This is a genomic window from Bradyrhizobium sp. WU425, from assembly GCF_021052305.1.
GTDB lineage: Bacteria > Pseudomonadota > Alphaproteobacteria > Rhizobiales > Xanthobacteraceae > Bradyrhizobium > Bradyrhizobium canariense_D.
The window spans coordinates 412,215-425,534 of the sequence record NZ_CP088089.1 but is presented as its reverse complement, the minus strand read 5'-3'; the positions used below and the strand labels follow the sequence as shown (position 1 = coordinate 425,534).

12 protein-coding genes are annotated in these 13,320 nt (G+C 65.5%); 11 read left to right on the top strand and 1 reads right to left on the bottom strand.

Annotated elements, in window-relative coordinates; translation table 11 throughout:
• Nucleotides 1-34 precede the first annotated feature (34 nt).
• The 3 genes from BcanWU425_RS02035 (at nt 35) to BcanWU425_RS02025 (ending at nt 3,408) form a co-directional block, all read left to right on the top strand.
• Complete coding sequence (locus BcanWU425_RS02035; protein ID WP_204512855.1) at nt 35-517, top strand: MaoC family dehydratase; 483 nt, start codon at nt 35-37, stop codon at nt 515-517.
• Nucleotides 518-601: 84 nt separating this feature from the next.
• Entirely contained in the window at nt 602-1,642 is a 1,041-nt protein-coding gene (gene obgE / locus BcanWU425_RS02030; RefSeq protein WP_085348676.1) for a GTPase ObgE, read from the top strand.
• Nucleotides 1,643-1,773: 131 nt separating this feature from the next.
• A complete protein-coding gene (locus tag BcanWU425_RS02025; RefSeq protein ID WP_085348677.1) occupies nt 1,774-3,408 on the top strand; it encodes an alkaline phosphatase family protein in 1,635 nt (544 codons plus the stop codon).
• 137 nt (nt 3,409-3,545) lie between these two features.
• On the opposite strand, the gene BcanWU425_RS02020 is transcribed toward BcanWU425_RS02025, so the two are convergent.
• A complete protein-coding gene (locus BcanWU425_RS02020; RefSeq protein WP_018459857.1) occupies nt 3,546-4,511 on the bottom strand; it encodes a Bug family tripartite tricarboxylate transporter substrate binding protein in 966 nt (321 codons plus the stop codon).
• A gap of 195 nt (nt 4,512-4,706) precedes the next feature.
• Here BcanWU425_RS02020 and proB point away from each other — a divergent pair, with 195 nt between their 5' ends.
• The 8 genes from proB to BcanWU425_RS01980 all read left to right on the top strand — a co-directional run bounded on the left by proB (nt 4,707) and on the right by BcanWU425_RS01980 (nt 13,285).
• Nucleotides 4,707-5,828: a glutamate 5-kinase gene (gene proB, locus BcanWU425_RS02015; RefSeq protein WP_085348678.1), complete on the top strand. Its 1,122-nt coding sequence runs from the start codon at nt 4,707-4,709 to the stop codon at nt 5,826-5,828.
• A gap of 227 nt (nt 5,829-6,055) precedes the next feature.
• A complete protein-coding gene (locus BcanWU425_RS02010) occupies nt 6,056-7,351 on the top strand; it encodes a glutamate-5-semialdehyde dehydrogenase (RefSeq protein ID WP_204512856.1) in 1,296 nt (431 codons plus the stop codon).
• Between the two features lie 20 nt (nt 7,352-7,371).
• Nucleotides 7,372-8,016 (top strand): nicotinate-nucleotide adenylyltransferase, encoded by a 645-nt coding sequence (locus BcanWU425_RS02005; RefSeq protein WP_026233892.1) that lies wholly within the window; start codon nt 7,372-7,374, stop codon nt 8,014-8,016.
• Between the two features lie 238 nt (nt 8,017-8,254).
• Entirely contained in the window at nt 8,255-8,611 is a 357-nt protein-coding gene (rsfS, locus tag BcanWU425_RS02000; RefSeq protein WP_007598906.1) for a ribosome silencing factor, read from the top strand.
• A gap of 96 nt (nt 8,612-8,707) precedes the next feature.
• Nucleotides 8,708-9,190, top strand: a complete 483-nt coding sequence (rlmH, locus tag BcanWU425_RS01995; protein ID WP_018459852.1) for a 23S rRNA (pseudouridine(1915)-N(3))-methyltransferase RlmH — start codon at nt 8,708-8,710, stop codon at nt 9,188-9,190.
• A gap of 33 nt (nt 9,191-9,223) precedes the next feature.
• Nucleotides 9,224-10,555: a murein hydrolase activator EnvC family protein gene (locus BcanWU425_RS01990; protein ID WP_204512857.1), complete on the top strand. Its 1,332-nt coding sequence runs from the start codon at nt 9,224-9,226 to the stop codon at nt 10,553-10,555.
• Entirely contained in the window at nt 10,552-11,907 is a 1,356-nt protein-coding gene (locus BcanWU425_RS01985) for a S41 family peptidase (RefSeq protein ID WP_018459850.1), read from the top strand. Before BcanWU425_RS01990 ends, BcanWU425_RS01985 begins: the two co-directional genes overlap by 4 nt.
• Before the next feature lie 145 nt (nt 11,908-12,052).
• Complete coding sequence (locus BcanWU425_RS01980) at nt 12,053-13,285, top strand: divergent polysaccharide deacetylase family protein (RefSeq protein ID WP_018459849.1); 1,233 nt, start codon at nt 12,053-12,055, stop codon at nt 13,283-13,285.
• Nucleotides 13,286-13,320 lie beyond the last annotated feature (35 nt).

Genomic DNA, 13,320 nt, shown 5'->3' with positions numbered 1-13,320 from the left:
GTGTCTCACAAGAGAGCCAGGAAAGAGCTTAGCCATGACCGACTTCGACCCGGCCCGGCATCGCATGATCCCCGCGCAACGCTGGTTTGAGGATTTCGTGGTCGGCGAGCGCTTCGTGCTGCCGAGCCGCACGCAGACCACGGCCGTGTTCGCGGCGTTCCAGACCGCGAGCGGCGACACCCATCCGGTGCATTACGATGTGGAGTATTGCCGCTGCCGCGGCATGCCGCATCTGCTCGCCCACGGTTTCCAGACGCTGATCCACACCGCACCCGGCGCCGGCCTGTTTCCGTTCATGGTCGAGGACTCCCTGGTCGGCTTCCTCGAGCAATCCAGCCGGTTCCTCAAACCTGTCTTCGCCGACGACACAATCTATCCCGCGCTCGAGGTCATCGAGCTGGTGCCGGGACGCTCGACCGGCGCGGTGACGCTCAAAAGCACCGTGTTCAACCAGCGCAAGGAGCTGGTGCTGGAGGGCACGCAGAAATTCCTGATCCGGCGCCGGCCAGCTGGTTAAGCAAGGCCACAAATCGCCGGGTTTCGGCCGATTTGCGGGTCCATCCGGGTTGCCGCGCGGGACCGGCTGGCCTACCTATGGCCCATGAAATTCCTAGACGAAGCAAAGGTCTATATCCGCTCCGGCGACGGCGGAAACGGCTGCGTGGCGTTCCGCCGCGAAAAATTCATTGAATTCGGCGGCCCCTCCGGCGGCAATGGTGGCCGCGGCGGCAATGTCATCATCGAGGTCGCCGACGGGCTGAACACGCTGATCGACTATCGTTACCAGCAGCACTTCAAGGCCCAGAAGGGCGAGAACGGCTCGGGCTCGGACCGCCATGGCGCCAACGGCAAGTCGATCGTGCTGAAGGTCCCCATCGGCACGCAGATCTTCGATGAAGATCGCGAGACCATGATCCACGACTTCACCACTGTCGGCGAAAAGTTCGTGCTGGCCGAGGGCGGCAATGGCGGCTTCGGCAACGCCCATTTCAAGACCTCGACCAATCGCGCGCCGCGCAATGCCAATCCGGGCCAGCCCGGCGAGGAGCGCTGGATCTGGCTGCGGCTGAAGCTGATCGCGGATGCCGGCCTCGTCGGCCTGCCCAATGCCGGCAAATCGACCTTCCTCGCCAAGGTCAGCGCGGCCAAGCCGAAGATCGCCGACTATCCCTTCACCACGCTGCATCCGCAGCTCGGCGTCGTGAATGCCGACGGCCGCGAATTCGTGTTGGCGGACATCCCCGGCCTGATCGAAGGCGCGCATGAAGGCGTCGGTCTCGGCGACCGCTTCCTCGCCCATGTCGAGCGCTGCCGCGTGCTGCTTCATCTCATCGATGCGACCTGCGAACACGCCGGCAAGGCCTACAAGACGGTGCGAACGGAGCTGGACGCCTATGCCGGGCAGCTCACCGACAAGATCGAGATCGTCGCGCTGAACAAGATCGACGCGGTCGAGCCGGACGAGTTGAAGAAGCAGAAGGAGCGGCTGAAGCGCGCCGCCAAGAAGACGCCGCTGCTGCTCTCCGCCGTCACCGGTGACGGCGTGCAGGAAGCGTTGCGCGCTCTTGCGGATGTGATCGGCGAGAGCCCGGTGTCTGCGAAAGCGAAGAGCGCGGCCGAAGCGGAGCCGTGGTCGGTTTGATTTTTCGTCGTCCCGGCGAAGGCCGGGACGACGATGGAGTGTACGGCCGCAGACGCGTGCATCGCTGATAGCTTGTCTTCGCGCCCTCGATAGCGCAGCATCCCACAATCAAGAAACGGCAGGGATCACGCATGGCGCGCGCGAAGAACGTTCTCTGGATCATGTGCGACCAGCTTCGCTATGACTATCTCGGCTGCACCGGCCATCCCACGCTGAAGACACCGAACATCGACGCCATGGCGAAGCGCGGCGTGCTCTTCAGCAAGGCCTATGTGCAGTCGCCGATCTGCGGCCCCTCGCGGATGTCGTTCTACACCGGGCGCTACATGCGCTCGCACGGCTCGCACTGGAACGGCTGGCCGTTGCGGGTCGGCGAGCCCACCCTCGGCGATCACCTCAAGAAGCTCGGCGTGCGCAACGTGCTGGTCGGCAAGACCCACATGGCGCCCGATCTCGAAGGCATGAAGGCGCTCGGCATCCCGCCGGAATCGATGATCGGCGTGCACGTCGCCGAATGCGGGTTTGAGCCCTATGAGCGTGACGACGGCCTGCATCCCACGGGGCGGCCGCGTCCGAAATACGACGAATATCTGCGCCAGCAGGGCTTTGATGCGCCCAATCCCTGGGAGCATTGGGCCAATTCAGGCGCGGCCGAGGACGGCTCGCTCCAGAACGGCTGGCTGCTCGTGCATGCCGACAAGGCCGCGCGCGTGCCGGACGAGCATTCCGAGACGCCCTACATGACGCGACGCGCCATGGATTTCATCGGCGAGGCCGAGACCGACGGCAGGCCGTGGTGCCTGCATCTGTCCTACATCAAGCCGCACTGGCCCTACATCGCGCCCGAACCCTACGCCAGCATGTATTCGACATCGGACATGATCCCGGTGATCCGCTCCGAGCGCGAGCGGCAGAACCCGCATCCGGTGTTCGGCGCCTATATGGACATGCGCTACTCCCGCAACATGGCGCGCGACGATGCCCGCGAGAAGGTGATCCCGACCTATATGGGCCTGATCACCCAGATCGACGCCCAGATGGGCGTGCTGATGAAGTTCCTGGAGGAGCGCGACCTGCTGGACACCACCATGATCGTGTTCACCTCCGATCACGGCGACTATCTCGGCGATCACTGGATGGGCGAGAAGGATCTGTTCCACGAGCAGTCGGCGAAGATCCCGCTCATCATCATCGATCCCTCGAAGGAGGCGGATGCGACGCGTGGCACGCGCAACGATGCGCTGGTCGAAGCCATCGATCTCGCGCCGACCTTCGTCGACTATTTCGGCGGCAAGGTGCCGGGCCATATCCTCGAGGGACGCTCGCTGCTGCCGCTGCTGCGCGGCGAGAGTCCGCCGGATTGGCGCAAGGTGGCGTTCTCCGAATACGACTATGTCATGCAGGACGTGCGGCTGAAGCTGAATCAGCCGATCGAACGCTGTCGCCTGTTCATGGTGTTCGACGGCCGCTGGAAATACATCCACGCCTCAGGCTTCCGCCCGATGCTGTACGACCTCGAAACCGATCCGGAAGAGTTTCTGGATCGCGGCGACGATCCCGAGTGCGCCGGCGTCATCGCTCGACTGCAGGCCGAGCTGTTCGACTGGGCGCTGCATCCCAACGACCACATCACGACGCCGCGCGAGAAGATCGCCGCCTATGCCGACAACCAGCTCCAGGTGAAGGGCGGGATTTTGATCGGTGTTTGGGACGAAGCGGAGCTGGCGTCGATCAAGGACGGGATCGCGCAGCGCGCGAAGCTGTGAGTGAGCGGAAAGAGCCTCTCTCAGCTCGTCATGCCCGGGCTTGACCCGGGCATCCACGTCTTGCGTTAGGTGGCGGTGCACGTGGATGGCCGGGACAAGCCCGGCCATGACGGCGGAGAGCGGAGCGCAAACAGAAACTAATTCTCGATCTTGTACCCCGTCGCCTTCACGACCGGCTGCCAGAACGCGGTGTTGGCGGCGAGCTCCTTGGTCAGACCTTCCGCGCTGCTGCCCACCGGGATCAGACCGATCGCGGTGAGCTTCTCCTTCACCTCGGGCTTGGCGAGCGCGGCGCTTGCGGCCGCGCCGAGCTTGCTTGCGAATTCCGGCGAGCTGCCGGCGGGAAGCCACATGCCGTACCAGGCGTCGGCGACGAGATCGATGCCGCTCTCTTTCAAGGTCGGCACCTCTGAGGCAAAGGGCGAACGTTCCGCGCTGCTCACCGCGATGATCTTCACGCCCTTGGCGCGATGCTGCGCAAGCGCGTCGGCCAGCGTGGTGATCCCGAACGGAACATGGCCGCCGACGAGGTCGTTGAGGATAGCTGCGCTGCCGCGATAGGGCACGCGGCTCAAGGGAATGCCGAGGTCCTTCTCCAGCTTCGAGCCCATGAAATGCGGAATGGTGCCGCTGCTGGGTACGCCGAACGAGGTCCTATCCGGATGTGCCTTCAGCCAGGCCGCGAACGACTTGAAATCCACAGCGTCGACCGCCGGGCTGATCACCAGCGCAAATTCAAAGCGCGCCAGCAGCGAGACCGGGACGAAATCCTTTGCAGCATCGAAGCTCGGAATCGTCTCGACCATCGGCAGCAGGTACATCGTGGGTCCGGTCGTCACCAGCACCATGCTGCCGTCGGGGCTTCCCCCCTTCACCGCCTTGATGCCGATCAGGCCGTCACCGCCGGTGCGGTTCTCGACCACGATGGTCCGCTGCAGTGCCGGCGCCATCTCCTGCGCGATCAGCCGGCACAGCGTGTCGCCGCCCGCGCCGGCCGCGAACGGGAAGATGATCTTGGTGAGCCCAGCCTGTGCGCGCGTCGCTCCCACCTGCGCCAGCAGCGGCAGGCTCAGACACCGGACCATGAATTTGCGGCGATCCATGGGTTTCCTCCACCGTTATGGTTGGCAGCATGAGAGCCGGACGGCCGCCCGGGGCAACCCGGCGTTCATCCTTTAGCATGCCGGCGCCTTGCGCGGGCCATCGTCCTGCTGCAAAAGCAGGGCCTCATCGGCGCCGCTCTCGCTCCGCCGTGTCCGATGCAGAGCAATCCGTCACACGCGCCAGCACTTGCACACATGGCCAGCCCCGAACTCAGTCAATTCCGCCGCATCGTCGTCAAGGTCGGCTCCGCGCTGCTGGTCGATTCCGACAAGGGCGAGGTGCGCGCGTCCTGGCTTGCCGCGCTCGCCGACGACATGGCCAAGCTGCATCGCGAGGGGCGTGACGTGCTCGTCGTCTCCTCCGGCTCGATCGCGCTCGGCCGCAGCCGCCTGAAATTGCCGCGCGGCCCGCTGAAGCTGGAGGAGAGTCAGGCAGCCGCCGCCGTCGGTCAGATCGCGCTCGCCCGCATCTGGTCGGAGGTGCTTGGCGCCCACGGCATCGGCGCCGGCCAGATCCTGGTGACGCTGCAGGACACCGAGGAGCGCCGCCGCTATCTCAACGCGCGCTCCACTATCGGCAAGCTGCTGGAGTGGCGCGCGATCCCCGTGATCAACGAGAACGACACGGTCGCCACCAACGAGATCCGCTACGGCGACAACGACCGCCTCGCCGCGCGCGTCGCCACGATGGCGAGCGCCGACCTGCTGGTGCTGCTGTCCGACATCGACGGGCTCTACGACGCCCCGCCGAAGAACAACCCGAACGCCAAGCTCATTCCCGTCGTCGACAGCATCTCCTCCGAGATCGAGGCTGTGGCAGGCGACGCCGAGTCCGAGCTGTCGCGCGGCGGCATGCGCACCAAGGTCGAAGCCGCCAAGATCGCGACCACCGGCGGCACGCATATGCTGATCGCCTCGGGCAAGATCGAGCATCCGTTGCAGGCGATCGCCGATGGCGGCCGCTGCACCTGGTTCCTGACGCCGGCCAATCCCATCACCTCGCGAAAACGCTGGATCGCGGGCTCGCTTGAGCCGAAGGGTACGCTGACGATCGACGCCGGCGCGGTCGCGGCCCTGCGCGCCGGCGCCAGCCTGCTGCCGGCCGGCGTGATCAAGGTCGAGGGCCAGTTCGCCCGCGGCGACGCCGTGATCGTGCGCGGCCCCGACACCAGCGAGGTCGGCCGCGGCCTGATCGCCTACGACGCCGACGATGCCGAGCGGATCAAGGGCCGCTCCTCCCCGGATGTCATGGCCATCCTCGGCATCAGCGGGCGGTCCGAGATGATCCACCGGGATGATCTGGTGGTGGGCGGGTAAGGGCCGACAGACGCCCAAACCGTCATGCCCGGGCTTATCGCGAGCATCCACGTTCTTTCTTGCTGGCGGCAAGGCGTGGATGGCCGGGACAAGCCCGGCCATGACGTCGGAGCTGGGCCAGTGGCCGAGGTGGCACAACACCGGGAGACCAGCCATACCCGCCCCGCCCTTCGCAAAAGCGGGATTTCCGTGCTAGGACACTGCCTTAGCAGAAGGTTGAAACTCCCATGGCCGCCCCCCTCAAAGCCGTCGACGGCAATGCCGATCTTCAGGCGCTGATGACCGATCTCGGTACCCGTGCCCGCGCTGCCGCGCGCGTGCTGGCGCTGGCGCCGCCGGAGCAGAAGAACCGGGCGCTCGAGGCCATGGCGCGGGCGATCCGCAACAATTCAGCTGCGATCCTCGCCGCCAATGCCGAGGACGTCACCGAGGCCCGCGCCTCCGGCAACGCCACCTCGTCCTTCATCGACCGCCTGACGCTGACGCCGGCGCGGGTGGAGGGCATGGCCGAGGGCATCGGCATCGTGCGCGGCATTGCCGATCCCGTCGGCATCGTCACCGAGAGCTGGCAACGGCCGAACGGCATGACCATCGAGCGCGTGCGCGTGCCGCTCGGCGTCGTCGGCGTGATCTTCGAGAGCCGGCCGAACGTTGCGGCGGACGCCGGTGTGCTGTGCCTGAAGTCGGGCAATGCCGTGATCCTCCGCGGCGGCTCCGACAGTTTCCGCTCCTGCCGCGCGATCCATGACTGCCTGGTGCAGGGCCTGCGCGAAGCGGGCCTTCCCGAGGCTGCCATCACGCTGGTGCCGACGCGCGACCGCGCGGCGGTAGGCCAGATGCTGTCGGGATTGAATGGCGCCATCGACGTGATCGTGCCGCGCGGAGGCAAGAGCCTCGTCGCGCGCGTCGAGCAGGAAGCGCGCGTGCCGGTGTTCGCGCATCTCGAAGGCGTCAACCACATTTACGTCGACGGCAGCGCCGACCTCGCCATGGCGAAATCGATCGTGCTCAACGCCAAGATGCGCCGCACCGGCGTCTGCGGCGCCGCCGAGACGCTGCTGGTCGATCGCGCCGCAGCCGGTAAAAACCTCAAGCCGCTGGTTGAGATGCTAATCGAGGCCGGCTGCGAAGTGCGTGGCGACGACGCCGTGCAAAAGATCGATGCGCGCGTCAAACCCGCGAGCGCGGACGATTGGGACACCGAATATCTCGATGCGATCATCGCAGCGAAGGTGGTGAACGGCGTCGACGGCGCGATCGCGCATATTCAAAATCACGGTTCGCACCATACCGATGCGATCGTGAGCGCCGACGAGACCGCTGCGAAAAAATTCCTGAGCGAGGTCGATTCCGCGATCGTGCTGCACAACGCCTCGACGCAGTTCGCCGACGGCGGCGAGTTCGGCTTCGGTGCCGAGATCGGCATTGCCACCGGCAGATTCCACGCCCGCGGCCCGGTTGGCGCCGAGCAGCTGACGAGCTTCAAATATCGCGTTCACGGCACCGGGCAGACGCGGCCGTAGACGACGCAGGGCGCGGGGCATTGAGCAACAATTTCGTCGCGCCACGTTTCTTCGCGCAGGCCATACCGACCCATACCTCGGGCATGCGCATCGGCCTGCTCGGCGGCTCGTTCAACCCGCCGCACCAGGCCCATCGCGCGATCAGCCAGTTCGCGCTGAAACGACTCCAGCTCGATCGCGTGTGGTGGCTGGTGACGCCAGGCAATCCGCTGAAGGAGAACGGCGCGCTGCATGAGCTCGGCGCGCGCATGCAGGCGGCGCGCGAAATGGCCGACGATCCCAGGATCGAGGTGAGCTGTCTCGAATCCGTCATTCGCACGCGCTATACCATCGATACGATCAACACCTTGCGCCGCCGCCTCTCGGGCTTGCGCTTTGTCTGGATCATGGGCGCCGACAACCTCGCTCAATTCCATCGTTGGCAGCACTGGCGGCGCATCGCCGACCAGGTGCCGATCGCGGTCATCGACCGTCCGCCGCAGAGTTTTCGCGCCCTCGCCTCTCCCGCCGCCCAGGCGCTCAGGCGCTATCGGATGCCGGAGAATGAGGCCGCCTTGCTCGCGGACCGGCCCGCGCCAGCCTGGGTGTTCCTGACCGGAATGAAGCTGAATCTCTCGTCGACCGGCTTACGGAACCCGGACGGAAGCTGGAAAGGTACGAAGTGAGTCAGATTGTGCGAACGCCATGCGGTCTTCGGGCTCTCTGGCATATTGAAACCCTTAACCCCACATGATGTAGTGTAACCAGTGGGCGCCGGATTCGGCGTTCGCGATACAGTGAAAGGAATGGTCCCTGACCACATCTGTATTGTCCAAGACAGCCTCACCCAAGACGGCTTCACCGAAGTCTGTTTTACCCAAGGTTGCCAAGCCGACGCGTAAAACATCGACCAAAGCTGCGGCCTTGAAGGCGCAACCCGACGCCGACAAGACGCTGAGCCTGATCCTCTCCCGCCTCGACGACATGAAGGCGGAAGAGACTGTGACCATCGACCTTCGCGGCAAATCGGCCTACTCCGACTACATGATCGTCACCACCGGCCGGGTGAACCGGCACGTCGGCGCGATCGCGGAGAACGTCGCCAAAGGCCTCAAGGAAAACGGCATCAAGAACATCCACGTCGAGGGCTTGCCCAATTGCGACTGGGTGCTGATCGATTCCGGCGATGTGATCGTGCACGTGTTCAGACCCGAGGTCCGCGAGTTCTACAGTCTCGAGAGATTGTACACGCAGGGCCCAGGGGCGGCGAAGGCGATCTGAGAGGCTGCTGGCCGATTTCGAATCGGCTGACGCGCATGCTAGCGTCGTGCGCGCGCAGATCGCGCGCGGTCCAGAAAACGCGACCCTGAACATATCATGCGCATAGCCGTCATTGCGGTGGGCCGGCTGAAGCAGGGCCCCGAACGGGAGCTTGCCGAGCGCTATTTCGAGCGGTTCGACGAGGCCGGCCGCAAGCTCGGATTCCGCGAGCTCGCCATCCACGAATTGCCCGAAAGCCGCGCGCGCGATACGGCGACGCGGATGGCCGAAGAGGCCGCGGCGATCTCCGCCCATATTCCCGAAAAGTCGGTGCTGGTGGCGCTGGACGAGCGCGGCCAGAATCTGGATTCGACCGTATTCGCACGGCATCTCGGGCGCTGGCGCGACGAGGGTGCCGGTCATACTATCTTCATGATCGGAGGGGCGGACGGACTTTCGCCCGAATTGCGCCGTAAGGCCAAGCTCGTGATCGCGTTCGGCTCTGCGACCTGGCCGCATCAAATGGTCCGCGTCATGCTTCTGGAACAGCTTTATCGGGCCGCCACCATTCTGGCGGGCCACCCCTATCACCGCGCGTGATCCGCGCCACAACGAGCACCTTTGCTTAAAGCGATGCGAGCGCCGATTTTCAACCTGCTGCTGATCGCCGGCGTTGCCGGCGCAAGCCTCGCGCAAGCTCAGACGCCTGCACCGCAGACTGCGGCCGTAGCGCCCGATGCGATCAAGCAGCGCGAGCAGGAGCTCGAAGCCGCGCGCGCCAGCAAGAAGAGCGCTGAGGAAGCGCAGGCCAAGCTCAAGGCCGAGATCACCTCGCTCGGCCAGGACCGCACCCAGCTCAATCAACAGTTGATCGACACCGCCGCCAATGTGCGCACCGTCGAGACCAAGATCGACGAGGCCGAAGCGCGGCTGCGATCGCTGAACGGCCGCGAACAGGCGATGCGCAGCTCGCTCGATTCACGCCGCGCCGACATCGTCGAGGTGCTGGCGGCCTTGCAGCGCGCCGGAAGGCGGACGCCGCCGGCACTTCTGGTACGGCCCGAGGATGCCCTGCAATCGCTGCGCACGGCGATGCTGCTCGGTGCCGTGGTGCCGGAGTTGCGCGGCCGTGCCGAGAAGATCGCGGGCGAGCTCGGCGAGCTCGTGGCCTTGCGCAAGACCATCGCGACCGAGCGCGACCAGCTTGCCTCCGACCGCGACAAGGTGCGCAACGACCAGACCCGGCTCGCGGCTCTGGTCGACGAACGGCAGCGTCAGCAGGCGTCGCGCGAAAAGGACCTCGACGCCGAGAACGCGCGCGCCGTTGCGCTCTCAAGACAGGTCGGCGATCTCCAGGGGCTGATCGCCAAGATGGAGCAGGATCTGCAAAGCGCCGCCAAGGCGGCCGAGAAAGCAGCTGAGGCCGCCAAGCAGGCCGAGGCCAAGGCGGCTGCAAACGCGGCCGCCAGCGCCAAGACCGGCGCCGGCACATTCAAGGATCGTTCCCGCACCACCCCTGCGATGGCCTTCGCCGCGGCCAAGGGCCTCCTGCCTCTGCCGGTTAACGGTAACAAGATCAGGGATTTCGGCGGTTCGGACGGGCTCGGCGGGGTCCAGAAGGGCATTTCGCTGGCGACGCGGCCCGGCTCCCAGGTCACGACGCCGTGTGATGGCTGGGTGGTCTATGCCGGCCCGTTCCGCAGCTATGGACAACTCTTGATCCTCAATGCCGGGGGCGGGTATCATGTGCTGATCGCCGGGATGGAGCGCATTTCGGTCAACATCGGACAATTCGTGCTCACGGGGGAGCCTGTCGCGACCATGGGGTCGACCTCTCAAGTCGCCTCCATTCTCGCCACGAACGCGAGTCAACCTGTGCTCTATGTCGAGTTCCGCAAAGACGGCACTCCAATCGATCCAGGCCCATGGTGGGCCGCAAATGAAGGCGAGAAGGTTCGCGGATGATGCGCAAGACTTCAGTTATCCTCCTCAGCGCGGCCACCGGTGCGGCGCTGACGCTGTTCGTGACGCAACCGCGCGCGGTCTTCATGGGCTCCAGCGCGCGAGCCGCCACTGCGGACACCTATCGCCAGCTCAATTTGTTCGGCGACGTGTTCGAGCGCGTGCGCTCGGACTATGTCGAGAAGCCCGACGACACCAAGCTGATCGAATCCGCGATCAGCGGCATGCTTACCGGTCTCGATCCGCATTCGAGCTACATGGACGCCAAGAGCTTCCGCGACATGCAGGTGCAGACCCGCGGTGAGTTCGGCGGCCTCGGCATCGAAGTCACGATGGAAGACGGCCTGATCAAGGTGGTCTCGCCGATCGACGACACCCCGGCCTCGCGCGCCGGTGTCATGGCCAACGACATCATCACCAATCTCGACGACGAGGCGGTGCAGGGCCTGACCCTGAACCAGGCGGTCGAGAAGATGCGCGGCCCGGTCAACACCAAGATCAAGCTGAAGATCATCCGCAAGGGCCAGGACAATCCGATCGACGTCACGCTGGTGCGCGACAACATCCGCGTCCGTTCGGTGCGCGCCCGCGTCGAGGCCGACGACATCGCCTATATCCGCATCACCACCTTCAACGAGCAAACCACCGAAGGCCTGAAGCGCGAGGTCGCCAACCTCTCGAATCAGATCGGCGACAAGCTGAAGGGCTACGTCATCGACCTCCGCAACAACCCGGGCGGCCTGCTCGAGGAAGCGGTCACCGTCTCCGACTCCTTCCTGGAGAAGGGCGAGATCGTCTCGACCCGCGGCCGCAATGCCGAGGAGACCCAGCGCCGTACCGCGCATACGGGCGACCTCACCAAGGGCAAGCCGGTCATCGTGCTGGTCAACGGCGGCTCGGCTTCGGCGTCGGAGATCGTCGCCGGCGCGCTGCAGGACCACAAGCGTGCGACCATCGTCGGCACACGCTCGTTCGGCAAGGGCTCGGTGCAGACCATCATTCCGCTCGGCTCCGGCAACGGCGCGCTGCGTCTGACCACGGCGCGCTATTACACGCCGTCGGGCAAGTCGATCCAGGCCAAGGGCATCGTGCCCGACATCGAAGTGCTGCAGGACGTGCCGGACGAGCTGAAGTCGCGTACCGACACCAAGGGCGAAGCTTCGCTGCGCGGCCATCTCAAGAACGACGGCGACGAGAAGACCGGCTCGCAGTCCTACGTTCCGCCGGACGCCAAGGACGACAAGGCGCTCAAGCTCGCCGACGATCTGCTCCACGGCATCAAGAACAGCGCGTCCGCGGCGCCCACGCCGGGCGGCGACAAGGCCACGACCGACAAGCCCAAAGCGGCGAACTAGGTCGGCGCATCGCGATCTGACGAAAAGGGCGGCTCCCGGAGCCGCCCTTTTTGCTTGGAACTCCTGATATCCCCCGGCCTATCCCGGCCTGCCGCCGCTTGACCCCGGCGTGGTATCGTCATTGCTGAGTGATTCGGGATCGCGCATGACTGAAACGGCCGATGATCTGAGCGCCCCGCTCGGACGGGACAAGCCGCGCCGGAAACGTCGGCTGCGGCTGCCGTTCACGGCCATGCAGCTGCTCGCGGTCCTGCTCGGACTGTTCCTGGTCACCTTTGCCGGCTTCGCCATCTTCAACAAGGATCCGCTCGGCGGCGAGCCAATGACACGGCTCGCGATCCGCGAACCCAATGCCGCAGACAAGGCTGGCGACGACAAGCCGGCCGCGGCCGGCCATGGCCAGGACAGCAAGCAGGAAAGCAAGCAAGAGACCAAGGACGCACCGAAGCAGGCGGGCGAGCAGAAGACCGTCACCATGATCGACGGTTCCACCGGCATGCGCCACGACGTGGTGATCGGCGGCGATGCCGCCGGCAAAAGCGAGACGGCGGCGGCCTCCGCACCGCCGCCCGTCATGGCCGGGATCGACCCAAAACTTCTTGAGAAATCGCGCTATGGCATGATCCCCGCGGTTTCCGGGGATCTGAAGCCGTTCAACGTCTATGCGGCGGATGCCGACCGCGCCAAGGCCGCCAAGATGCCGGTGGTCGCGATCCTGATCGGCGGCCTCGGCGTCGGCGCCGCCAAGACCACCGATGCCATCATGCGGTTGCCAGCGGCGGTGACGCTGGCCTTCACGCCCTATGGGTCCGATCCAGGAAAACTCGCCGAGCGCGCCCGCGCCCAGCGCCACGAGATCTTCCTCCAGATCCCGATGGAGCCCTATGACTTCCCCGACAACGATCCGGGACCGCAGACGCTGCTGACCTCGCTGAGTGCCGACCAGAACATGGACCGCCTGTACTGGCATTTGAGCCGGATGCAGGGCTATGCCGGCCTCACCAATTTCATGGGCGCCCGCTTCATCGCGACGGAGCCGGCGATGCAGCCGATCATCCGCGAGGCGGCCAAGCGCGGGCTCGGCTTCTTCGACGACGGCTCCTCGCCGCGCAGCATCGCGCCGCAAGCGGCCGGCAGCCAGGCGATGCCGTTCGGCAAGGGCGATATCGCGATTGACGCGGTGCCGACCCCGGCCGAGATCGACCGCGCCCTGACCAAGCTCGAAGCGGCGGCGCGCGAGCGCGGCGTGGCCGTGGGCACCGCCTCCGCCCTCCCGGTCTCGATCGAGCGCATCGGCGCCTGGACCAAGACATTGGGCGACCGAGGTATCCTTTTGGTGCCATTGACAACCGCGATGCTGAAATCAAAATCCAGCTAAATCAACGGATTGGTATGGTACAGGCCCGCGGGGCC